General features: G+C 62.3%; 21 protein-coding genes and 3 tRNA genes. 18 read left to right on the forward strand and 6 right to left on the reverse strand.

The window, feature by feature from the left end; all coding sequences use genetic code 11:
* The first annotated feature begins 222 nt into the window (after positions 1-222).
* From L2I41_RS18235 to L2I41_RS18255, 5 genes are read left to right on the forward strand one after another with little or no spacing between them, the layout of a single operon-like run.
* A complete protein-coding gene (locus L2I41_RS18235) occupies positions 223-1,470 on the forward strand; it encodes a Zn-dependent hydrolase (protein WP_237155013.1) in 1,248 nt (415 codons plus the stop codon).
* On the forward strand, positions 1,467-1,922 hold the full coding sequence (locus tag L2I41_RS18240; protein ID WP_237155014.1) for a GNAT family N-acetyltransferase: 456 nt from the start codon (positions 1,467-1,469) through the stop codon (positions 1,920-1,922). The genes L2I41_RS18235 and L2I41_RS18240 overlap by 4 nt, the downstream gene beginning before the upstream one ends.
* Before the next feature lie 32 nt (positions 1,923-1,954).
* Positions 1,955-3,406, forward strand: coding sequence for a dihydropyrimidinase (gene hydA, locus L2I41_RS18245; protein ID WP_237155015.1), 1,452 nt, complete (start codon positions 1,955-1,957; stop codon positions 3,404-3,406).
* Positions 3,396-3,842, forward strand: a complete 447-nt coding sequence (locus tag L2I41_RS18250; protein WP_237155016.1) for an NUDIX hydrolase — start codon at positions 3,396-3,398, stop codon at positions 3,840-3,842. Before hydA ends, L2I41_RS18250 begins: the two co-directional genes overlap by 11 nt.
* On the forward strand, positions 3,830-4,612 hold the full coding sequence (locus L2I41_RS18255) for an ABC transporter ATP-binding protein (RefSeq protein ID WP_237155017.1): 783 nt from the start codon (positions 3,830-3,832) through the stop codon (positions 4,610-4,612). The genes L2I41_RS18250 and L2I41_RS18255 overlap by 13 nt, the downstream gene beginning before the upstream one ends.
* Positions 4,613-4,634: 22 nt before the next feature.
* Here the strand turns inward: L2I41_RS18255 and L2I41_RS18260 are convergent, their stop codons facing one another.
* Positions 4,635-5,048, reverse strand: a complete 414-nt coding sequence (locus tag L2I41_RS18260) for a cupin domain-containing protein (protein WP_237155018.1) — start codon at positions 5,046-5,048, stop codon at positions 4,635-4,637.
* A gap of 77 nt (positions 5,049-5,125) precedes the next feature.
* Between L2I41_RS18260 and L2I41_RS18265 the strand changes: the two genes are divergently transcribed.
* From L2I41_RS18265 to L2I41_RS18275, 3 genes are all read left to right on the forward strand, one after another.
* The gene (locus L2I41_RS18265; protein WP_237155019.1) at positions 5,126-6,040 is read left to right on the forward strand and encodes an ABC transporter permease; all 915 of its coding nucleotides are present in this window, start codon (positions 5,126-5,128) and stop codon (positions 6,038-6,040) included.
* A 71-nt stretch (positions 6,041-6,111) separates the two neighbouring features.
* Entirely contained in the window at positions 6,112-7,053 is a 942-nt protein-coding gene (locus L2I41_RS18270; RefSeq protein ID WP_390634456.1) for an ABC transporter permease, read from the forward strand.
* Between the two features lie 113 nt (positions 7,054-7,166).
* Positions 7,167-8,162 carry an ABC transporter substrate-binding protein gene (locus L2I41_RS18275; protein ID WP_237155021.1) on the forward strand — a complete coding sequence of 332 codons (996 nt, stop codon included), beginning with the start codon at positions 7,167-7,169 and terminating at the stop codon, positions 8,160-8,162.
* A gap of 502 nt (positions 8,163-8,664) precedes the next feature.
* Here L2I41_RS18275 and L2I41_RS18280 read toward each other — a convergent pair.
* The 4 genes from L2I41_RS18280 to L2I41_RS18295 form a co-directional block, all read right to left on the reverse strand.
* The gene (locus L2I41_RS18280) at positions 8,665-9,114 is read right to left on the reverse strand and encodes an ArsR/SmtB family transcription factor (protein ID WP_237155022.1); all 450 of its coding nucleotides are present in this window, start codon (positions 9,112-9,114) and stop codon (positions 8,665-8,667) included.
* Positions 9,115-9,989: 875 nt separating this feature from the next.
* Positions 9,990-10,376: a c-type cytochrome gene (locus L2I41_RS18285; protein ID WP_237155023.1), complete on the reverse strand. Its 387-nt coding sequence runs from the start codon at positions 10,374-10,376 to the stop codon at positions 9,990-9,992.
* 305 nt (positions 10,377-10,681) lie between these two features.
* Positions 10,682-10,756, reverse strand: a tRNA-Thr gene (locus L2I41_RS18290).
* Positions 10,757-10,932: 176 nt separating this feature from the next.
* Positions 10,933-11,754, reverse strand: coding sequence for a TrmH family RNA methyltransferase (locus L2I41_RS18295; RefSeq protein ID WP_237155024.1), 822 nt, complete (start codon positions 11,752-11,754; stop codon positions 10,933-10,935).
* A gap of 178 nt (positions 11,755-11,932) precedes the next feature.
* Here L2I41_RS18295 and L2I41_RS18300 point away from each other — a divergent pair.
* The 7 genes from L2I41_RS18300 to L2I41_RS18330 all read left to right on the forward strand — a co-directional run bounded on the left by L2I41_RS18300 (position 11,933) and on the right by L2I41_RS18330 (position 19,847).
* Positions 11,933-12,017 (forward strand) — tRNA-Tyr (locus tag L2I41_RS18300).
* A gap of 420 nt (positions 12,018-12,437) precedes the next feature.
* The gene (locus L2I41_RS18305; protein ID WP_237155025.1) at positions 12,438-13,496 is read left to right on the forward strand and encodes a LacI family DNA-binding transcriptional regulator; all 1,059 of its coding nucleotides are present in this window, start codon (positions 12,438-12,440) and stop codon (positions 13,494-13,496) included.
* A gap of 89 nt (positions 13,497-13,585) precedes the next feature.
* The gene (locus tag L2I41_RS18310) at positions 13,586-14,833 is read left to right on the forward strand and encodes an ABC transporter substrate-binding protein (RefSeq protein ID WP_237155026.1); all 1,248 of its coding nucleotides are present in this window, start codon (positions 13,586-13,588) and stop codon (positions 14,831-14,833) included.
* Positions 14,834-14,979: 146 nt separating this feature from the next.
* Positions 14,980-15,921, forward strand: coding sequence for a carbohydrate ABC transporter permease (locus L2I41_RS18315; RefSeq protein WP_237155027.1), 942 nt, complete (start codon positions 14,980-14,982; stop codon positions 15,919-15,921).
* Positions 15,918-16,784, forward strand: a complete 867-nt coding sequence (locus tag L2I41_RS18320; RefSeq protein ID WP_390634453.1) for a carbohydrate ABC transporter permease — start codon at positions 15,918-15,920, stop codon at positions 16,782-16,784. The genes L2I41_RS18315 and L2I41_RS18320 overlap by 4 nt, the downstream gene beginning before the upstream one ends.
* Positions 16,785-16,812: 28 nt before the next feature.
* The gene (locus L2I41_RS18325; protein ID WP_237155028.1) at positions 16,813-18,756 is read left to right on the forward strand and encodes a glycoside hydrolase family 127 protein; all 1,944 of its coding nucleotides are present in this window, start codon (positions 16,813-16,815) and stop codon (positions 18,754-18,756) included.
* Positions 18,756-19,847: an ABC transporter ATP-binding protein gene (locus tag L2I41_RS18330; protein ID WP_304610565.1), complete on the forward strand. Its 1,092-nt coding sequence runs from the start codon at positions 18,756-18,758 to the stop codon at positions 19,845-19,847. The genes L2I41_RS18325 and L2I41_RS18330 overlap by 1 nt, the downstream gene beginning before the upstream one ends.
* 8 nt (positions 19,848-19,855) lie before the next feature.
* Here L2I41_RS18330 and L2I41_RS18335 read toward each other — a convergent pair whose 3' ends face one another.
* Positions 19,856-22,132: a heavy metal translocating P-type ATPase gene (locus L2I41_RS18335; protein WP_237155029.1), complete on the reverse strand. Its 2,277-nt coding sequence runs from the start codon at positions 22,130-22,132 to the stop codon at positions 19,856-19,858.
* Between the two features lie 67 nt (positions 22,133-22,199).
* On the opposite strand from L2I41_RS18335, the gene L2I41_RS18340 reads away from it, so the two are divergent.
* The 3 genes from L2I41_RS18340 to L2I41_RS18350 form a co-directional block, all read left to right on the forward strand.
* The gene (locus L2I41_RS18340) at positions 22,200-22,625 is read left to right on the forward strand and encodes a MerR family transcriptional regulator (protein WP_237155030.1); all 426 of its coding nucleotides are present in this window, start codon (positions 22,200-22,202) and stop codon (positions 22,623-22,625) included.
* Positions 22,626-22,725: 100 nt separating this feature from the next.
* Positions 22,726-22,799: transfer RNA gene (locus L2I41_RS18345), tRNA-Gly, on the forward strand.
* A gap of 337 nt (positions 22,800-23,136) precedes the next feature.
* On the forward strand, positions 23,137-23,261 hold a 125-nt coding region (locus L2I41_RS18350), incomplete at its 3' end, for a GTP-binding protein (RefSeq protein ID WP_237155033.1).

Below are 23,261 nucleotides of genomic sequence, written 5' to 3' on the forward strand. Positions count from 1 at the left end.
TGTCACACACTATCCCTCTGACCAAATGGTCAAGTTTTTGAAAACAGCATCTCGCGAAAACAATAATAGCAGATACTGTCAGGGGCGGAACAATAAAATCACATATGATCGCAATTTTTCCTTGCGATCTTCCGTTGGATGTAGATAGTTATCTCTTCCGATGGCGTTTTGTTGCTTTCGATGTCCGTGGGTATCTACTGTCTTAACCTGGTGGATATGGTCATGGTGCTTGCCAGCAATTCCCGTATCAACAGTCAGCGTCTCTGGGACTCGCTTGAGGAGATGGCGCTGATCGGCCCTGGCGTGCGTGGCGGCTGCAACCGGCAGACCCTGACGGATGCCGACGGTGACGGCCGGCACCTGTTCAAGCGCTGGTGCGAGGCGGCCGGCATGACGGTTGGTGTCGACAAGATGGGCACCATGTTCGCCACCCGTCCGGGCACCGATCCCGACGCGCTTCCGGTCTATGTGGGCAGCCACCTCGACACGCAGCCGACCGGCGGCAAGTATGATGGCGTGCTCGGCGTGCTCGGCGCGCTGGAAGTGGTACGGTCCATGAATGACATGGGCATCAAGACCAAGCATCCGATCGTCGTGACCAACTGGGCCAACGAAGAGGGCGCCCGCTTCGCCCCGGCCATGCTGGCCTCCGGCGTCTTCGCCGGCATTCACACGCTGGACTATGCCTATTCGCGCAAGGATCTCGAAGGCAAGACCTATGGCGATGAGCTCAAGCGCATCGGCTGGGTCGGCGATGAAGAGGTGGGGGCGCGCAAGATGCACGCCTATTATGAGCTTCACATCGAGCAGGGCCCGATCCTCGAAGCTGAGGACAAGACCATTGGCGTCGTCACCCATTGCCAGGGGCTGTGGTGGCTCGAGTTCACGCTGACCGGCAAGGAAGCCCACACCGGTTCGACGCCGATGAACATGCGCGTCAACGCGGGCCTCGCCATGAGCCGCATTTTCGAACTGGTGCAGACGGTGGCCATGGACAACCAGCCCGGCTGCGTCGGTGGCGTGGGGCAGGTCAAGTTCTCGCCCAACTCGCGCAATGTGCTGCCGGGGACTGTGGTCTTCACCGTCGACATCCGTTCGCCCGATCTCACCAAGCTCAACGCCATGCGCGCCCGTATCGAGGCGGAAGCCCCGAAGATCTGCGACGGCCTCGGCGTCAAGTGCGCTGTGGAGGCGGTCGGCCATTTCGACCCGGTCACCTTCACGCCGGAACTGGTGACGACCGTGCGCAACGCCGCCGAAAAGCTCGGCTACAGCCACATGAATGTCATCTCCGGCGCCGGCCACGACGCCTGCTGGGCCGCCAAGGTGGCGCCGACCACCATGATCATGTGCCCCTGCGTCGACGGCCTCAGCCATAACGAGGACGAAAAGATCACCATCGACTGGGCCGCCGCCGGTGCCGACGTGCTGCTGCATGCCGTGCTGGAGACGGCGGAGATTGTGGAGTGACGCTTGAGATCGCGTGCGAGAGCCCCGATCAGCCGGATGTGATTGCGCTGATCGAGGCCTCGGACGTGTATGCTGCTGCGCTTTATCCCCCCGAAGGGAACTTCGGAACCGATGTCGCCGGACTCTGCCAGCCGGATATCACCTTTCTGGTGGCACGTTGGACGGGCGTTGTCGCGGGGTGCGGCGCCATCAAGTGGTTTGAAGACGGCACGGGCGAACTGAAGCGGATTTTTGTTCCGGAAGCTGGACGCGGAAAGGGAATAGGGCGATCGCTCATGGAGCGGCTGGTCTCGATGGCGATGGAGCAGGGACTTCATCGGCTCTTTCTTGAGACCGGACCACTCAATAGGGAGGCGGTCGCCATGTACAGGCGGTTCGGGTTCGTCGAGTGCGGTCCTTTCGCGGACTATCCCGACAATCCTTACAGCCTGTTCATGACCAAGGTTTTGTAAGAACAACATAAATCGATCAGAGGGTGTGCATCATGTCGAAGGTCATCAAGGGCGGTACGGTCGTCACCGCCGATCTTACCTACAAGGCCGATGTGAAGATCGAAGGTGGCGTGATCGTCGAGATCGGACCGAACCTTTCGGGCGACGAAACTCTGGACGCCACCGGATGCTACATCATGCCCGGCGGCATCGATCCGCACACCCATCTGGAAATGCCCTTCATGGGCACCTATTCCTCGGATGACTTCGAAAGCGGCACGCGCGCCGCGCTCGCCGGCGGCACCACCATGGTCGTGGACTTTGCCTTGCCGAACCCCGGCCAGTCGCTCATCGAGGCGTTGTCGCGCTGGGACAACAAGACCAGCCGCGCCAATTGCGACTATTCCTTCCACATGTCGATCACCTGGTGGGGCGAAGAGGTGTTCAACGAGATGCCGCTGATCGTCAAGCGCGGCATCACCTCGTTCAAGCACTTCATGGCCTACAAGGGCTCGCTGATGGTGAATGACGACGAGATGTTCGCCTCGTTCCAGCGCTGCGCCGAGATCGGCGCCCTGCCGCTTGTCCATGCGGAGAACGGCGACGTGGTCGCCTCCCTGCAGCAGAAGCTTCTCGCCGAAGGCAACAACGGTCCGGAAGCGCACGCCTACTCCCGCCCGCCGGAAGTGGAGGGCGAGGCCACCAACCGCGCCATCATGATCGCCGACATGGCCCGCGTGCCGCTCTATGTGGTGCACACGTCCTGCGAACAGGCGCACGAAGCCATCCGCCGCGCCCGGCAGAAGGGCATGCGCGTCTATGGCGAACCGCTCATCCAGCATCTGACCCTCGACGACAGCGAGTACAAGAATCCCGACTGGGATCACGCCGCCCGCCGCGTCATGAGCCCGCCCTTCCGCGACAAGACCCATCAGGACAGCCTCTGGGCCGGTCTGCAGTCCGGCTCGCTGTCGACCGTCGCCACCGACCATTGCGCCTTCACCACGACGCAGAAGCGCTTCGGCGTCGGCGATTTCACCAAGATCCCCAACGGCACCGGCGGCCTTGAAGATCGCCTGCCCATGCTGTGGACCTATGGCGTCGGCACAGGCCGCCTCACCATGAATGAGTTCGTGGCCGTCACCTCGACCAACATCGCCAAGATCCTCGGCATGTATCCGAGGAAAGGCGCGGTGCTCGTGGGTGCCGACGCGGATCTGGTGGTGTGGGATCCCAAGCGCTCCAAGACCATTTCCGCCAAGACCCAGCAGTCTGCCATCGACTACAACGTCTTCGAGGGCAAGGAGGTCACCGGCCTGCCGCGCTACACACTGACCCGCGGCGAAGTGGCCATCGTCGAAAACGAGATCAAGACGCGCGAGGGCCATGGCAAGTTCGTGGCACGCGAGCCCAATGGTCCGGTCTCCAAGGCGCTGTCCACCTGGAAGGAGCTCACCGCGCCGCGCAAGGTGGAACGCTCGGGCATTCCGGCAAGTGGCGTTTGAGGCTCCGGTGACGGCGGCGATCCAGATTGCCGCTGCGGTGCTGCTGGATGGCGCGGGCAAGGTCTTGCTGGTTCGCAAGGCGGGGACCGTCGCCTTCATGCAGCCAGGCGGAAAGATCGAGCCGGGGGAGTACCCCATGGAGGCGTTGCGCCGGGAACTCAAGGAGGAAATCGACCTTGAGCTTGGTGCGGATGCCTTCACTTACCTCGGCGCCTTCTCGGCGCCGGCCGCCAATGAACCAGGGCATCAGGTCTGTGCCGAGGTCTATGTGGCGAGGATCACCGAGCCGGTCACAAACCGGGCGGAAATCGCCGAGATGATCTGGATCGATCCGGCAACTCCGCCGGCCATTCAGCTGGCCCAGTTGACCGAATACCATATCCTGCCGGCCTTGTTGGCGGCCGGTACATTCAGGGGGACGACGTGCCTTCAGTGATTTCCGTCAAGGATCTGTCGCTCACCTTCCAGACCAATGATGGTCCGGTGCACGCACTTTCGGGCATCAATCTCGAAGTCGGCAAGGGCGATTTCGTCTCCTTCATCGGCCCGTCCGGCTGCGGCAAGACCACGCTGTTGCGCGTCATCGCCGATCTGGAACAGGCCACCTCCGGCAAGATCCTGGTCAACAACACCACGCCGGAAAAGGCGCGCCTCGATCGCGCCTATGGCTATGTGTTCCAGGCGCCCGCGCTCTATCCCTGGCGCAGCATCGCCAAGAATGTGGCTTTGCCCCTCGAGATCATGGGGCTGTCCAAGTCGGAGCAGGACCAGCGCATCGCCCGCAATCTCGCCCTCGTCAACCTCACCGGCTTCGAGAAGAAGTTCCCCTGGCAGCTGTCGGGCGGCATGCAGCAACGCGCTTCCATCGCTCGCGCTCTGGCCGTCGAGCCGGACCTGCTGCTGATGGACGAGCCCTTCGGTGCGCTCGACGAGATCGTCCGCGACCACCTCAACGAACAGCTTCTGCAGCTCTGGGCCAAGACCGCCAAGACTTGCGTCTTCGTCACCCATTCGATCCCCGAGGCCGTCTATCTCTCTACCAAGATCGTGGTGATGAGCCCGCGCCCCGGCCGCATCTACGACATCGTCGAGAGCGACCTGCCGCGCGGTCCCCGGCCGCTGGATATCCGCGAGAGCCCCGAGTTCCTCAAGATCGCCGCGCGCGTCCGCGACGGCCTGCGCGCGGGGCACAGCTATGATGAGTGAACCCCGCGAACCCTTCTTGGCGTTACACCGGTACCAGCGCGTCCAGCTCGGGCATCAGCACGACGCTTTCCTGCTCGTTGGGATCGGTGCGGGCGATGACGGCGACGCAGGGCTTGTCGGACCGGTTGGCAGGCACATGCGGCACGCCGGCGGGGATGTAGAACATATCACCGGCCTTGCAGACGACATGATGCTCGAGCCGCTCGCCATACCAGGTGTCGGCCTCGCCGGCGAGAATGTAGATCGCCGTCTCATGCCCGTCGTGACGGTGGGCCTTGGCGCGTCCGCCCGGCGGAATGGTCAGCAGCATCATGCAGATGCCTTCCGAGCCGACCACCTCGGCGGTGATGCCTTCCACATAGTCGAAGCCTTGCTTGCCGGCATAGGTGTTGGCGCCGGGGCGGATCAATCGGCACTCGCCCTTGGTTGCAGTCATCTCGGTTCCTCCCAGAAATCCGGATTGGAAATCTCGGGTATCAGTTCAGAGGTGTCAATGCTGTGCGAGGTGACCGCATGAGTGCCGTTGCGGCCAAATCATCCGGCCTTGTCGCCCGTATCGCCGGCGGCAAGGTCCTGCCGGTGGCGACCGTTGTCGCCGCCATCATGGCGCTCTGGTATGTCGGCGTGGTCTTCCTGAACGCCCCGTTTCAGGAGATGATGTACAAGAACGCCGGCCAGACCAGCTACACCACCAGCCAGTTGATTGCCGATACGATGGAGCAGGAGCGCCCCGTCCTGCCGTCACCGCAGCAGGTGGCACGTGAGTTCTGGAAGACCACGGTCGGCACGCCGATCACCTCCAAGCGCAGCCTGATCTACCACGGCTGGGTCACGCTTTCCTCGACCCTGCTGGGCTTTCTGATCGGGACCGTGCTCGGCGTTGGCCTTGCGGTGATGATCGTCCACAGCCGCACGCTCGACAAGAGCCTGATGCCCTGGATCATCACCTCCCAGACCATTCCGATCCTTGCCATTGCACCGATGATCATCGTGGTGTTCAACGCCATCAACATCACCGGCATCGTGCCCAAGGCTTTCATTTCTACTTATCTGTCCTTCTTCCCCGTCACCGTCGGCGTGGTGAAGGGCCTGCGTTCGCCCGAGCGCCTGCATCTTGACCTCATGCGCACCTACACGGCCACCGCTGGGCAGACCTTCTGGAAGCTGCGCTGGCCGGCCTCGGTGCCCTACCTCTTCGCCTCCATGAAGGTGGCGATTGCCGCCTCGCTCGTCGGCGCCATCGTTGGCGAGATGCCCACCGGCGCCGTCGCCGGCATCGGTGCGCGCCTGCTGTCCGGTTCCTATTACGGCCAGACCGTGCAGATCTGGTCGGCGCTGCTGACGGCAGCCCTCATGGCGGCCATGCTGGTGATGCTGGTTGATGTGATTGATAGGGTTGTTCGTGTGAAGATGGGGGTGCGCCCATGAGCCTCGAAGACACCTCGGCGACGGCACCCGCCCCAGCCTCCGCCCATGAGCTCGAGTTTGGCCGCCCGTCCATGGGCCTCGCCCTGGCCATGCAGGGCGTTGCTCTGGTTGGCGTATTTGGCGTCATCAAGGCCTTCGCCGGCGCGCCGGAAGGTGGTCCTGCCTGGGCCTGGCCGGTTCTCCTCTTTTCCTGGCTGCTCGCCTGGTGGTCCGTCACCTCGATCACGTCCTGCGAGAAGCATGAGCCATCTCAGGCGGTCTCCCTGCTGATCCCGGTGCTGTTCGGCATCTGGCTGCTGATGTTGTGGGAAGCGCTTGTCACCGGCCTCAAGATCCCGCCCGTGCTGTTGCCGGCTCCCTCGGCCATCGGCGTCAAGATCATCGGCAACATCCCGACCCTCTGGGCCGATTTCCAGCAGACCTTCATGAAGTCGGTGCTCGCCGGCTATTTTCTCGGCTGCAGCATAGGCTTTGCCGTCGCACTCCTTGCCGATCGCGTTCCCTTCCTGAAGCGCGGCCTGCTGCCGGTGGGCAACTTTGTGTCGGCGCTGCCGATCGTCGGTGTCGCCCCGATCATGGTCATGTGGTTCGGCTTCGACTGGCCTTCCAAGGCGGCAGTGGTGGTCATCATGACCTTCTTCCCCATGCTGGTGAACACCGTCGCCGGCCTGGAAGCTGCGGGTCGCATGGAGCGCGATCTCATGCGCACCTATGCCGCGACGCATTCCCAATCCTTGCTGAAGCTGCGCCTGCCCGCTGCCATGCCCTTCATCTTCAATGCGCTCAAGATCAACTCCACGCTGGCACTGATCGGCGCCATCGTTGCCGAGTTCTTCGGGACGCCGATTGTCGGCATGGGCTTCCGCATCTCCACCGAGGTGGGGCGCATGTCCATCGACATGGTCTGGGCCGAGATCGCGGTTGCCGCGCTGGCCGGTTCACTGTTCTATGGTTTGGTTGGCGCGGCCGAACGCGCCGTGACATTCTGGCATCCGTCGCAACGACGGACTTGATGACAAAAGGCGGAAAACCGCCATCAGGGATCGGCAGGCGTCGTCGCGTCCTGCCGGATGAGACCCGCAAGGCAGCTCACACTGCGGCGCGGTGCAAACAGAGGGGAACAAACATGAAAAAGACGATTGCCGCGGCTCTGGGGCTTTTCACTGCCCTTGGATCCGCTCAAGCCTTTGCCGCCGACGCCGTCACCATCCAGCTCAAGTGGGTCACCCAGGCCCAGTTCGCCGGCTACTATGTCGCCAAGGCCAAGGGCTTCTATGACGAAGCCGGGCTCGACGTCACCATCAAGCCGGGCGGTCCGGACATTGCCCCCGAGCAGGTGATCGCCGGCGGTGGCGCCGACGTCATCGTCGACTGGATGCCGGCCGCTCTCGCTTCGCGCGAAAAGGGCGTGGGCCTCGTGAACATCGCCCAGCCGTTCAAGAAGTCCGGCATGGAACTCACCTGCCTCAAGGAAACCGGCATTGCCAAGCCGGCCGACTTCAAGGGCAAGACCCTCGGCGTCTGGTTCTTCGGCAACGAGTATCCCTTCATGTCCTGGATGTCGACGCTCGGCATTCCCACCACCGGCGGCGCCGATGGCGTGACGGTGCTGAAGCAGGGCTTCAACGTCGACCCGCTGATCCAGAAGCAGGCCGCCTGCATCTCGACCATGACCTACAATGAATATTGGCAGGTCATCGACGCCGGCATTCCCGCCGACCAGCTGGTGGTCTTCAAGTATGAGGACCAGGGCGTCGCCACCCTTGAGGACGGCCTCTATGCCATGGAAGACAAGCTGAAGGATCCGACCTTCGTCACCAAGATGGCCAAGTTCGTCAAGGCGTCCATGAAGGGTTGGGAATACGCGCGCGCCAATCCCGACGAAGCAGCCCAGATCGTTCTCGACAATGACGAGACTGGTGCCCAGACCGAGAAGCACCAGAAGCGCATGATGGGCGAGATCAACAAGCTGACCGAAGGTTCCGACGGTACGCTCGATCCGGCCGATTATGATCGTACGGTGAAGACCTTGCTCGCTGCTGGCGGCGATGCTCCTGTCATCACCAAGGCTCCTGAGGGTGCCTGGACCCATGCGGTGACCGACGCCGCCAAGGGCCTCTGAAGGTAGCTTCAAGGAGAGGCGCCTCACGGAATTGGTGGGGCGCATCCAAAGACCCATGCCGGGAAACTGCTGAAGTTGAAGGGGAGCTGGATATCGTCCGGCTCCCCTTTTTCATCGCGGTAGTGCACGGGCCGGGACTAGCCTTGGCCGGCTGGCCTGCGTGGTGATTTGGGGGAGGGGACTGATTGATGGGTTGGTGCACTGTGCGCCGGCTCGGGCCCTGGAGCCGGGATGGTCGCTCAACCTGCAAATCCGTCAGAGACGGCGCAAGCAACCGTCATCGCCACGTGCACCCGGTCGGTGCCCAGCCTAGGCGGGCGGCGAGCCGTCGGGACGGTAGCTCACCGACAAATGAACCTGTAGGCGCTTGCCCTGGCCGGAGACGTCAGTCGTCTGGCTGGCTCGACCGCACCCGGATCTATCCTCTGGAGGGGGCATTCTCCCATCCGGCACAATTCGAGTGTCGCGGCCGACACCGATGTCATCATTTGAGCTAGGCTGTTCAGGCGATTTGAGCGATCGGCTCGCTTATGTTTTGATCACCGTAGCTCATGTCATTTTTGCCTACTATCCTGTCAATAACATCAATGAACAAATCAATCTTGCCGCGATTCACGTGGTAGTAAATTGTCCGGCCCTGACGACGTGCGGAGACAAGTCCGTCGTTCCGAAGTCTAGCCAACTGCTGCGACACTGCAGGTTGTGTCAGAGATAGTAATTTTTCCAGTTCCCCGACACAAAGTTCCTGTTTGCAGAGGAGTCCGAGGATGGCAAAACGGTGCTCATGCCCGAGAGTTCTCAGTATATCACTGGCACTCTGCGACAATTCTATGATCTCATTTGCTTGCATGCTGACAGGCTCTATAGTCTTCGTGGACGTGTCGTCGGTACTGACAACCGCTTCGGAGAAGTAGATTTTAATATATTCGCGCACGCCGGTTAAAAAAGCCAATGGCTTTGTCCGGAAACAGTCTCGGCACATACGCAATTGTTGCATTTTTGTCGGGGCTGGATGGCATCTATGGGCGCTGAACCAGTGGCTGCCTGTACTGCCTTTCCTCGGAAATGATTGTTTTCTTTGGTGAATTTAATCGTGTGGGATGACCTTTTCCGCTGCCGCTGTCACTTCTCATCCCGGAGGGCTCGAACATGCGTTCAAAAGTTATCCACAGGCAGGGGACGATCTGCGACTCGAAATTTGGTTCTGAGTAGAGCGAATCACCACCTGGAATCGGAGTTCGTAACGTTAAAAGCGAGGATTTTGCGTGGAAAGTGATCGAAAAGGGATAGTCCGCCTCACAGGGCTAGAAAGTGGTGAGGCAGACGCGTTGACATCGAAATGCAGAAAAATTTTCATCAGGCTAGCTGAAAATACTTAGAGTTTGCCGCATCTCCAGGGGTTGCAGGTAGCCTGCAGCCCTTGAGGTCGTCATTTCTTTATCTATGGTTGAGTGGTTAGCTACTTGTGTATGTATGATGGATATAGCCTCATATGCTCGCTTCTTATCGAAGAGGCTTTCCAACTTGCGGCTCTGGTGCTCAAGCAAGGGCTTCCATTCAGCTTGCAGCGATATAGCTGAGGTGGGGCGAAGGCTGCGTGCGGCGATCGACTTGGTTGGCGATATCCGTCTGCGAGCCCGGCGACGGGACGGTCACCAAGAGGCGTCCGTATCTGCCGTGACGGCAACCTTCCGGGATCGAGCCGGGATCGCCCGATGCAGAGGTCCAGGCAACCGCCAAAAGAAAAGCGCCCAGAGCGCGGCCATGGAGCCTGCAGTCTGGGCGCTTCGATGTTGGAGGCGTTGACCTACCCTGGCAGGGTTGAGGTCACTGCGCCGTCTGTGTCTTCAGATAGGCGATGACGTCGGCGATTTCTTCCGGCTTGGTCAGTCCGGCAAAGGCCATCTTGGTGCCCTTTGCGAACGCTGCCGGCTTGGTCAGCCAGGCGGTCAGGTTGGCATCGTCCCAAACCTTGCCCGCGCCGGCGTCGACGAGAGCCTTGGAATAGGCAAAGCCCGTCGGACGCTGGGTGATGCCTGCCCCGGCAACACCATTCAGCTCCGGACCCACCTTATTCTTGGCGCCCGCGCCGACCGCATGGCAGATGGCGCACTTCTTGAACACGACCTCGCCCTTGGTCGGATCGCCATCCGCCAGCGCCGCAGTCGACATCATGGCGAAAGCGGCCACAGCCACCGACATAACTTTCTTCATCGTTTCTCTTCCCTTGCCTCTTATTCGGAACCCTTTCGGCCCAGTGTGATCGAACATCAGGACTGCGACCATCTCAAGTCAAATATCCTGCGTCACAATGCCAATTTCTCATGCCTACTGCCGGATTGCCCGAAATACCTTGTTTTGGCGCAATGTTCTCCGGAGTTTTCCGGATACGAGGAGGCCGGACAAAAGATCGCAACGAGCCGGAATTGCCAGCTTGGGGCGCTTTCTCGTCCGAGGAAAAGCCCATGCTTGCTGCCTTGTCCAAGACAGCCTGCTTGCATTCTGGTGATTGGTGTGAATGGTGCCGGCAGAGAGGATTGAACTCCCGACCTTCGGTTTACAAAACCGCTGCACTACCGCTGTGCTATGCCGGCCCGGGCTCTGAAATCGAGAGCCAAATCAATGTCTCGAACAGCTCTGACGCGGGGGCGTCATCATTCGAGGCAAACCTGTCGCACCCGCTGCATTCCACACGGAATGTCATTGGATCGACTGCGGATGCAAATACCTCAGAGCTTCGCGAGGTGCAACCCCACCTGCATGGTGCTGGTCAGTCGATGGCCTTGCGGACGACGTAAAGCGACAGCACGGCCGCGTTGGAAACATTCAGGCTCTTGATCTCGCCGGGCATGTCGAGCCGCGCAAGAACGTCGCAGATGTCACGCGTACGCTGGCGCAGTCCCTTGCCTTCAGCCCCAAGCACGAGACAGACCGGACCGCGTAGCGGCGACTCGTCGAGTGGGGCAGGAGCTTCCGAATCAAGGCCGACAATCTGAAAGCCGGCCGCCTGCATTTCCTCAAGCGTATCACCGAGATTGCGCACAGCCGACATCGGCACGATGTCCAGCGCCCCCGAGGCCGACTTTGCCAGCACGCCGGATTCGGCGGCACTATGGCGCGTTGTCGTCAGAACCGCGTCGACGGCAAAAGCGCAGGCCGATCGCAAGATCGCGCCGACATTATGCGGGTCCGTCACCTGGTCGAGGGCGAGGACCAGCTTGGCGCCAGCCAGGTCGACCGTCGTCAGCGGCTCAAGTGGCGCCACTTCCAGCGCGCAGCCCTGATGCACTGCTTCCGAACCCAGGAGCTTGTCCAGTTGCATCGGCGAGGCATCTTCGGCCGCCAGCGGCACCTGCCCATCGTCGAATCTCTCAGCCAACCGCTGCAGCGCATTGCGGGTGGCAAGCAAGCGAATGGCTTTTCGGCGCGGATTCTTCAGCGCCGCTTCCACCGTGTGCAGGCCATAGAGCCACAAAACTTCCCCGGCCTCCCGCTCCCGCTTGGGGCGAGGGCGAAAGTTCGGGCGGCCTTGGCCACCATGCGAAGAATAGGGCGGTTTCTTGCCGCGCGAAAAGGGTTTGTCCGTTGCCATGCCGCCTTATAGCGTTGGGGGCAGGCCGGCGCCAGCCCCGCCGAGGCGGCGTCCACGGACGAAATCCACTTGCTGCAACAAATCGATGACGATGGGGTTGACAGTCGGGTGCATGGTCGCCATAAGAGCGCCCGTTCGGTCGACGGCAGCGGCGCTGTCCGAGCGGCGAACGTGAGTTGGGGGAATGTCCCGAGTGGCAAAGGGGGCGGACTGTAAATCCGCTGGCTAGGCCTTCGTAGGTTCGAGTCCTACTTCCCCCACCATCTCACTTCTCAACATCTTTCCTGCAGACCTTGCGCACGCTGTGACGGCTGACGTTTCGCGCCTCGTTCGTCGGGGTGGCAATGCCCCGAGACGAAGGGGCGGCAGTATCTTTTTGAGCGCATAGAATCGGTGTTCCGTCGCGGACCTGCCGTTCTTGAGTCTCCCAGATTTCTCTCCTCAGCAGTCCCTCGTCCCTGGAGCCGCCAAACAACGAGCGCTGCTGCGATCGGCTCCTGTCTTCGCCCTCCCAGATATACGGCGCGACACACCGCACGCGCGGACTCCCTCGGTATGATTGCTGAACCACCTCTTTTGCGTTGGTGTTCCGAAACCCGCCGATTGACAATATTTGGAACGTGTGAGAAAACGTATTCTCAACTGAGAAAACCTTTTCCCAAAGGGTCAATTTGAGGCAAGTGATGAGTTCCAGTGTCGAAACACCAGAGGAAGACGTCTCCGTGCCAGGCCGGATTACAATCCGCGACGTGGCCAAGGCGGCTGGTGTTTCCATCGCGACAGCCTCCAAGGCGCTCAATGATCGCGGTCGCATGACGCCTGAGACCAGGGCGCGCATTCAAACCGCAGCGCGCGACCTGGGGTTCACGCCGAATGCCGTGGCGCGGGCGTTGGTCAGCCAGCGGTCCTTCACTATCGGCTTGCTCACCAACGACACCTACGGTCGATTCACCTTGCCCGTTGCTGCCGGCCTGTCCGCTGCTCTGATCGATCGTGGCGTCTCTGTATTTCTCTGCGCCTTCCAGGATGATCCTGAGGCCGCGCGCGTCAATCTGCGTGCCATGCAGGATAAATGCGTCGACGGTCTGATCATCGCCGGCAAGCGTATCGATCGCGGTCTGCCGATCGAGTTGCCGCGTCTGTCGATGCCGGTGGTGCATGTCTATTCGCTGTGCGGCGACGACGACATCGGCTTCATGCCCGATGACAGGGCAGGGGCTGCACTGGCGGTACAACATCTCATTGGCCTCGGTCGCCGCCGGATCGCCCATGTCACCGGTCCGCTCGCCTTTGCAGCTGTTGCTCAGCGTACGGAAGGCTGGGCAGACGCGCTCAAGGCTCACGGTCTGGCCCCCTTTGGGGCGCCTTTGAACGGCACGTGGTCGGAGGGCTTTGGTTATTCCGTCGGTCAGGCTTGGGCGGCGCTGCCGCCCTCCGAGCGTCCCGACGGTGTGTTTTGCGGAAACGATCAGATCGCGCGCGGCGTTATCGATGCGCTGACTTTGGCCGGCCTGAACGTGCCGCGCGATATATCCGTCGTGGGCTTCGACAACTGGAGCGTCTTCGCCGAGGCTACACGGCCTCCGCTGACGACGATCGACATGAATCTGCAGGAAATGGGGCGGCAGGCCGGACTGGTGCTGCTCGATATGGTCGAGGGCTTGCCGGTTGAGCGTGGTCTACGCCGACTGCCCTGCCGCCTGGTGACGCGCCAATCCTGCGGTGTGCCACCGCCCGCTTAAGGGCTTGGTTCCGCTCCCGCAGAAAACACAACGGGAGCCGGATGGTTGGGAAGACGCCCGGGAGGATGGGCGAAACAGGAGGAGACATCATGAATAATCGCAACTTGCTTGCGGGAATGACCGTTGCTGTCTTGATTGCACCGTCTGCCGCCTATGCCGACAGCTTCACAATGTGGGCGCGCGCCGACGATTCGACTTTCATGACCAAGATCGTCGACGCCTTCAACGCCGGCCATGCCGACAAGGTCGAGCTTCAGATCGTGCCGACCGGCGAACTCGTGCAGAAATACGCCGTCGCGGCCGCCGGTGGCAGTGCCCCCGACGCACTCTCCCTCGATCTCATCTACACCCCGTCCTTCGCCGCCGCCGGCCAGCTTGAGGACATCACCGACCTGGCAAAGTCGTTGCCCTATTTCGATGCCCTGTCCAAGGCGCATCTGTCGGTCGGTACCTACAAGGACAAGATCTATGGCGTGCCGTTTTCGGCTGACGCCTCGGTGCTGATCTGGAACAAGGACCTGTTTGCCAAGGCGGGGCTCGATCCTGACAAGGGGCCGACCAACTGGGCTGAGATCCGCGCCGATGCCGAGAAGGTCAAGACGCTCGGCTCCGACATCTACGGCTTCTATTTCTCCGGCAACTGCGGCGGCTGCAACATCTTCACCTTCACGCCGCTGATCTGGGCTTCCGGTGGCGACATCTTCGCCGACAACGGCGCCAAGTCCACCCTGAACAGCCCCGCCGTCAAGGATGCCGTGGCCTTCTATCAGGGCATGGTCAAGGACGGTCTCGTGCCTGAGGGTGCCAAGACCGATCCCGGTGCCAACTTCTTCGCCGCCTTCGCCACCGGCAAGATCGGTATCTCGCCGTCCGGTTCCTTCGCCATCGGCGCGCTCAACAGCCAGTATCCCAACCTGCACTATGGCGTGACGTTCCTGCCGGGCAAGGACGGCAACAAGTCCTCCTTCGCAGGCGGCGACAACTTCGTCGTCACCAAGGGCACCAAGAAGATCGAACTGATCAAGCAGTTCCTCGACTTCGCCTACTCCCTGCCGGGGCAGACCCTGCTCGCCAAGAACGGCTCCCTGCCGGTGCGGGCCGACATTGCCAAGGAGGCACTGGCCGGCCTTGATGAGCGCTATCTTATCCCCGCCGAAGCCATGAACGTCGGCCGTACGCCTTATTCGGTGGTGTTCAACGACCTGATCAACTCGCCGAACGGCCCCTGGAACACGACGCTCAACAACGTGTTCTTCAGCACGCCTGATGCCATCGATCAGGGCCTGGCTGACGGTCAGGACGCCATGCAGACCATCATCGACCAGGCAGCGCAGTGACCCTGCCGCGACGATGATCCTCACCGTCCGGATCTGGCCCGCCAGACCCGGACGGCAACAGGAACTGGGGCGCGAACCGGTGTCTCTCCCTGCCGTTTGGCGTTCGCGCCCCCTCTTTTGATCTTGACTTCGAGACGGTGACAGCAATGCCTGCTGGCAGATCGCGCGGCTTGCCCGCAAACTCGCCCCCCGCCCCAGGTGCCCGCGTCTATCGCCGCAAGCGCCGCAGTTGGGCCGGATTGATCTACGTGTTGCCGGCGGTACTGCTGGTGCTGGTCTTCTTCGTCCTGCCCTTGTGCATGACCGGCTGGATGTCGCTGCACAATTGGCCGCTGCTTGGCGAGAGCCGCTGGATCGGCCTCGGCAACTATATCGCGCTCTGGAAAGACCGCGGTTTCTGGAGGGCCTTGTCCTTCACCGCCTACTACACCGTCGCCGCTACGGTCGGCCTGCTCGGTGTCGGCATGGCACTGGCACTGTTCGTCGAGCGGCCGCGGCCTGGCGTCGGGTTCTATCGTACTGCCTTCTTTCTGCCTGTCGTGGTGGGCTTTGCTTCGGCCAGCTTGCTCTGGGCATGGCTCGCCAACGTGGACTCCGGGCTGTTCTCACCGCTGATGCGCATGCTCGGGATCACGGAGAGCCCCTACAATCTTCTCGCCACCTTCACGCCCGCCTTCTGGCTGGTCACCGGCATGGTGATCTGGAAGATGTCGGGCTTCTACATGGTGATCCTGATGAGCGGCCTGCAATCGGTGCCAACCGATTTCCATGAAGCCGCCCGCATCGACGGTGCCACCCGCACCCAGCGCTTCCTGCACATCACCCTGCCGTTGATCCGCAAGCCGATTGCGCTCGCGCTCATTCTCTCGGTCACCGGATCGATGCTGGCCTTCGACCAGTTCTACATCATCCTGGCCGGCGGGCCGCAGAACCAGACGATGACCGCCGTCTACTGGATCTTCAACCAGTCCTTCGTGTCCTTCCGCCTCGGCTATGGCGCTGCATTGTCGGTGGTGCTGCTGGCTATCCTGCTTGTCCTGAGCGTCATCCAACTGCGCCTGCTACGCGATCGGGAGGACGGACGATGACCGCACCCCTAACAAGGCAACGTCCCCCACGCACGCGCGCCATCATGCTGATGCAGCATGCCGCCGGGATGTTGGTTGCCCTGCTGTTCCTGGCGCCCCTGGCCTGGACGGTGCTCGCCACCTTCAAGACAAAGGCGGAATCCGGCGAACCGCCGCTGCCGCCCTGGCCGGTGCATGGGGTCAGCGTCGAGAATTATTTCTCCATCGGTCAGTTCGGCTCCGGCCTGTCGCATTATGTCGGCAACAGCCTGTTCGTCGCCATCTCCACGGCAATCCTGACGATCCTGGTCTCGGTGCTCGCCGGCTATGGCTTCTCCCGCTTCCGCTTTCCCATGAAGGCCATGCTGTTTGTCCTGATCCTGGCGACGCTGATGGTGCCCTTCCAGTCGATCCTGACGCCGCTGTTCCTGATCCTCGCCGCCCTCAACCTGCAAAACACTTTGACCGGGCTGGTGCTGATCTACGTGACGCTGCAGTTGCCCTTCTCGGTCTTCATGATGCGCAACGCCTTCGACGCGGTTCCCAACGAAATCGCTGAGGCGGCCCGCATCGACGGCGTCAAGGGCCTGCGCATGCTGGTCTTCGTGCTGGGACCGCTGGTGCTGCCAGGCGTGGTCTCGGTCGGCCTGATCGCCTTCCTCAACGCCTGGAACGAGTTCCTCGCCGCTCTGGTCTTCCTGACCGACCAGGACAAATACACCCTGCCGGTGCTGATGACCGCCGTGCGATCGGGACGCTTCGGCGCCATCGACTGGGGCGCGCTGCAAGCCGGTGTCACCGTCATGATGATCCCTTGCATCGTCCTGTTCGTCGCCCTGCAACGCTACTACATCCGCGGCCTTACCGCCGGCGCCGTGAAATAATCCCTCCACTCCAGAGTTGAGCATCGCAATGACAACATCCGCTCCCTCCGCCGCCCGCGCCACGGACGCCAAGGCGCAATATCGCCCGCCTTCGCTCAATCAGGTTTCGGTTGGCGGCTTCTTCGGCCCGCGCATCGATACCATCGCATCGGTCACCGCCCACACGCTGCTCGATCGCTGCATCGAGGCCGGCATGCTGGATCAGATCGATCCCGACAGACCCAATCCCGGCTTGCGCATCCCCTACCAGAACGGCAACAGCACGGTGACCACCCAGATGTTCTGGGACTCCGATTTCGGCAAGAGCATCGAAACGGCCGCTTATGCCCTCTACCGCAAGCGCGATCCGGAACTGGAAGCCCGCGTCGATGCCATCATCGACGCCTATGGTCGCCTTCAGGCGGACGACGGCTACCTGAACTCCTGGTATCTCCGCATCGAGCCCGGCAAGCGCTGGACCAATCTGCGCGACTGCCACGAACTCTATGACGCCGGCCACCTGATGGAAGCGGCGGTCGCCTATTATCAGGCCACCGGCAAGCGCAAGCTCCTCGACATCATGGCCCGCTATGCCGACCATATCGCCGACGTCTTCGGTCCCGGCGAGGGACAGAAGCGCGGCTATTGCGGCCATCCCGAGGTCGAACTGGCGCTGGTGCGCCTGGCCCGTGCCACCGGTCGCCAGCGCTTCCTCGATCTTGCGCGCTATTTCGTCGACGAGCGCGGTCGCCAGCCGCACTACTATGATCAGGAAGCCTATGCCCGCAGCGGCACGCCCGCCGATTTCCACTTCGCGACCTATGAGTACAATCAGTCGCACGTGCCGGTGCGCGAGCAGCGCACCGTAGTCGGACACGCGGTGCGCGCCGCCTACCTCTATTCCGGCATGGCGGATGTGGCGACCGAGTTCGGCGACCGTTCGCTGGTCCCGGCCCTCGAGGCCATCTGGTCGCATCTCACCGATCGGAACCTCTACATCACCGGTGGCTTCGGCCCCTCCGCCCACAACGAAGGCCTCACCTTCGACTATGATCTGCCCAACGCGACCGCCTATCAGGAAACCTGCGCCTCGGTGGCGCTGGTGTTCTGGGCAGCGCGCATGCTGGGCCTCGGTCCGGACGCCCGCTATGCCGACGTGATGGAGCAGGCTCTCTACAACAGCGCACTCACTGGCCTGTCGCTGGATGGAACCCGCTTCTTCTATGACAATCCGCTCGAGAGCCGCGGCCAGCACAATCGATGGACCTGGCATCGCTGCCCCTGCTGCCCGCCCAACATATCCCGTCTGGTGGCGTCCATCGGCACCTACATGTATGCCGTCGCCGAGACCGGTATAGCCGTGCATCTTTATTGCGACAGCGTCGCCGACCTGCAGATGAAGGACGGTACCGTAAGGCTGCGGCAGCAGACCCGCTATCCCGACGACGGCCATATTGCTTTGACGGTGGAAGGGGAGGTTGCCCGCAGCTTCGATCTCGCCTTGCGCATCCCCGGCTGGTGCGGCTCGGCCAGTCTGAAGATCAATGGTGCGGCAGTCGACTTGCCCTCTGTCACGGTTGACGGTTATGCCCGCCTTTCCCGCACCTGGACGCCTGGCGACGTGATCGAGCTCGACCTGGCCATGCCGGTGGAGACGGTCTTCACTCATCCGTCTGTCGGCGCCAACCAGGGGCGCGTTGCGCTCATGCGCGGACCGTTGGTCTATTGCCTCGAACAGGTCGACAACGGCGCCGAGCTCAACTCCCTTGTCCTGACCACGACCAGTCAGTTCCGCTGCGACCGCACCGACGACCTCGGCGGCACGGTCGTCATCACAGCTGATGGTCTTCGCGAACAGGGCAAGCTAACCTCGCTCTACAGCAGCCAGGCGCCCGCTCGTGAGCCGGCGACAATTCGCGCCATTCCCTATCATGTCTGGGACAATCGCCAGAGCGGCGAAATGCTGGTCTGGCTCCGCCGGGAGGGACAGTGATGCCAAGCCAGCAAATGCCCGGCGAAGTCGCCAGTCTCGTCCTCGACAGGGTCGTCAAGGCCTATGGCGCCGTCGAGGTGCTCGCCGACGTGGACCTCACCGTCAAATCCGGGGAGTTCATCGTCTTCGTCGGTCCCTCCGGCTGTGGCAAGTCCACGCTGCTCCGGATGATCGCCGGTCTGGAAGAGGTCAGTGCCGGCTCGATCCTGATCGACGGCAAGGACGTCACCGAAGCTGATCCGTCGGAACGCGGCATCGCCATGGTGTTCCAGTCCTATGCCCTCTACCCGCACCTCACCGTGCGGGAGAACATGGGCTTCTCGTTGAAGATGGCGCACCGCCCCAAGACGGAAATCGAGGCGAAAGTGTCGGCGGCAGCCGAGGTCCTGCACCTCGATCCGCTCCTCGACCGGCGACCGTCGCAGCTCTCCGGCGGCCAGCGCCAGCGCGTTGCCATCGGCCGCGCCATCGTCCGCAATCCGAAGATCTTCCTCTTCGACGAACCGCTCAGCAATCTCGACGCCGAACTGCGTGTCGAGATGCGCATCGAGATCGCCAAGCTGCATCGCAAGCTTGGCAACACCATGATCTATGTGACGCACGATCAGACCGAGGCCATGACCCTTGCCGATCGTATCGTCGTGCTGCGCGGCGGCAAGATCGAACAGGTGGGGTCTCCGGCGGAGATCTACGGCGACCCCGACAATCTCTTCGTTGCCGGCTTCATCGGATCGCCCAAGATCAACGTGCTGCCGGCACAAGCGGATGGCGGGCGCGTCCACGTCGGCGGCTGGAGCTTTGTCCCACCCGTAGTGGCGTCTTTCGGCACGGACAAGCGTGCGCTGTCGATCGGCGTTCGTCCCGATAGCTTCCACATCGCTCCGGCGGGGACCGAGGGCATCCCGATCACCATCGATTTCAGCGAGTTTCTCGGCAACACCACCTATCTCTACGGCCAAACAGGCGACGGCCATCGCGTCGTCGCCAAGGCCGAGAGCGTCGGCGAACTTGAGCCCGGCACCGCCGTGAAGCTGACGGTGGATCCCGGTGACGTGCTGTTGTTCGACGCGGCAGGGCAACGCTTGCGGTAAGCGATGCCCTAGTCAGGGATCTTGAGCAACCGCAGCGCGTTCATTGTCACCAGCACCGTCGCGCCGGTGTCTGCCAGAATGGCGGGCCAGAGGCCGCTGATGCCGAGCAGGGTGGTCACGAGAAACACCCCCTTGAGCCCCAGCGCCAGGGTGATGTTCTGCCGGATGTTGGCCATGGTCCGGCGCGACAGCTTGATCATGCTGGCGACATCGCCAACGCGACCGTGCAGGATTGCGGCATCCGCCGTATCCAGCGCGACATCGGCGCCGCCGCCCATGGCGATGCCGATGTCTGCAGCTGCCAGCGCCGGTGCGTCATTGATGCCGTCGCCGACCTTGGCGACCTTCAGTCCCGTCGCCTGCAGTTCCTTGACGATGCGCTGCTTGTCCTGAGGCAGCAGTTCAGCCCGGACCTCGATGCCAAGTGTCGAGCCGATGGCCTGGGCTGTGTGCCGGTTGTCGCCTGTCAGCATGATCGAGCGGACACCGAGCTTCGCCAAAGCCTGAAGCCCTCTCGCCGCATCCGGCCGGACTTCGTCACGCATGGCGACAAGGCCGGCAATGGCATCGTTGCGCGTCAGCACCGACACCGTCTTGCCGGCTTCATGCAGCTCGGCGATCTGGCGTGCCACATCTGCGCCAACGGCGACCCGCTCCGCCACTGCCGATGCAGAGCCCAGAAACACCTCGGCGCCGCCGATACGGCCGCTAATGCCCTTGCCTCCGATCGCCCGGACTTCCTCAGCCTGCGGCATGGCCGCCCCTTCGGTGGTCGCGCGGTCGGTGATCGCCTTGGCCAGAGGGTGATTTGAGCCGGCCTCCAGCGACGCAGCGAGGCCAAGCACATCGCCTTCCGTTTCGCCATTGCCGATGATGTCGGTGACCACGGGCCGACCGGTCGTCAGCGTTCCGGTCTTGTCGAAGGCCACGGCGGTGATGCCACCAAGGCTCTCAAGGATGGCGCCGCCCTTGAGCAGCAGCCCCCGCCGGGCGCCGGCAGCAAGCGAGGCCGCAATCGCCGCCGGCGTCGAGATCACCAGGGCACACGGGCAACCGATCAGGAGCACGGCCAGGCCCTTGTAGATCCAGTCCCGCCATTCAAGCCCCATCACCAGCGGCGGCAATACCGCCACGGCGACGGCGATGAAGAAGACGGCGGGGGTGTAGAAGCGCGAAAAGCGGTCGATGAACCTTTCGGTCGGCGCCTTCGTCTCCTGGGCGTCCTCCACCAGACGGATCACGCGGGCGATGGTGTTGTCCGCCGCTGCGGCGGTGACCCGCACGCGCAGGACCCCATCGCCATTGATCGTGCCGGCAAAGACCGATGCGTCCACCGTCTTGTGCACCGGCAGGCTTTCGCCCGTGATCGATGCCTCGTCGACGGCGCTCTCGCCGGCAAGGATGACGCCGTCTGCCGCGATGCGGTCTCCCGGGCGTATGACAATCGTCGCGCCAGCCGCAAGACTGTCCGCTCGCACTTCGCGGGTTGAGCCCCCGTCTTCCAGCAGGGCGGTCTCGGGAACAAGGCTGGTCAGTCCCTCAATGCTGCTGCGCGCCTTGCTGGCCGCGACACCTTCGAGCAGCTCACCGATCAGGAACAGGAACACCACGACGGCAGCCTCCTCGGCCGCCCCGATCAGCACCGCGCCTGCGGCCGCGATCGTCATCAGCATCTCGATCGAAAACGGCGTGCCCGACACGGCAGCCATCACGGCACGGCGAGCGATCGGGACAAGGCCGATGAGCATGGCGGCCGCAAACAGCCAGACCTCAACGTCGGGGACTAGCCTTCCGAGTGACCAGGCTGCCACCAGACCAACACCGCTGGCAATCGTCAACCGACCCTTTCCTGTCGCCCAGATCGGCAGACCGGCAGCGCGCCGCTCGTCGCCATGCTGATGCGCGTGGTCATGCCCGTGATGGACGTGACGCGCTGGCGATGCACCATGCGCATGGGATTCGGCGTGCGAATGCCTGGGCTCATCCGGGCCATCAGCATGGCAATGGTCGTGCCCGCAGCCACAGACGTGCTGATCCTCGGAGGCTGTCGCAGGTTCAGTGCTGACCTTGGCGATTCCATATCCGAGGCCGGTGACCCGCTTGGCGATCGGTTCCACGAGATCCGCGCCGTGCTCATGGTGCACGATCATGGTGCCGCGGGTGACGGAGACAGTGACGTCCGACACGCCGGGAAGTCGGCGCACGGCGGTGTCGATCTTGGCTGCGCAGGACGCGCAATCCATCCCCTCGATTCGAAAGCGTGTCTCTTTGGCTATGGTGCTCATCATTGGCCCCTTGATTTGCTTGAACGACACGCTACTTCCTCTAGCGACTAGAGGAGCAAGAGGGAAAATGAGCGTTGGACTGTCCATCGGCGAGGCTGCCCGGCAAAGCGGCGTCAAGGTCCCGACCATCCGCTTCTATGAGCAGATCGGCTTGTTGCCCACGCCGCCGCGCACAGACGGCAATCGCCGCCTCTACCAGGATGACGATGTCCGCCGTCTGGCCTTCATTCGCCACAGCCGTGAACTGGGCTTTGACATCGAGGCGATTCGCACCTTGCTGACCTTGCAGGACAATCCGAACCAGTCCTGCGAACGTGCCGACCTCATTGCCAGGGAGCGGCTTCGCGAGGTGGAGGAGCGGATCGAGCGCCTGATGGCACTCAAGCAGGAACTGCAAGCCATGATCGACAACTGCAGCCATGGCGCTCTGTCCGAATGCCGGGTGATCTGCAATCTGGCAGATCACGGCAACTGCATTCACCATCACCATTGAATGCGGGCGAGTCAGCTCGCGGCCTGAGCCAAGCCGCCTTGGCAAAATGCAGGGCAGGGGGCTTGCGCTCAACCGCCACTGCCGCTATTTCGAAAGCCGTGCGGGTGTAGCTCAATGGTAGAGCAGCAGCCTTCCAAGCTGAATACGAGGGTTCGATTCCCTTCACCCGCTCCAAACTCCCCTTATCCCTTTGGTTTTTAAGGCCCAAGCGCGGTATCAGCCTGTGCCGCTCGCAGGCTGTGCGATCGTCGCTTGTGCCGGCGGTTCTCCACGGCCAAAGGCGCTGCAGCAAGCCGGCAAAACCGCGGCCTTCAGCCTGCTAGGCCGGCTCTGGCGCAGCCTGTTCGGCCAATGCGGCCTTCACAGCAGCGTCACAAAGCGGATTTCCGTTCGAAGGGGCTTGAACCTTGAGGAAAAACGCACTATTCGACCCGCCGACTGAACGGTGGCCCGAGCAAATGCCCCGTTCACGCCCACAGGCTCGATCAAACATTTCGAGAGAGACGAAGCGATGGCCAAGGAAAAGTTTTCGCGGACGAAGCCGCACTGCAACATCGGCACGATCGGTCACGTTGACCATGGCAAGACGTCTCTGACGGCTGCGATCACCAAGGTTCTCGCCGAGACCGGTGGCGC

This window comes from Oryzibacter oryziterrae (genome assembly GCF_021864535.1).
Classification (GTDB): Bacteria; Pseudomonadota; Alphaproteobacteria; order Rhizobiales; family Pleomorphomonadaceae; genus Pleomorphomonas; species Pleomorphomonas oryziterrae.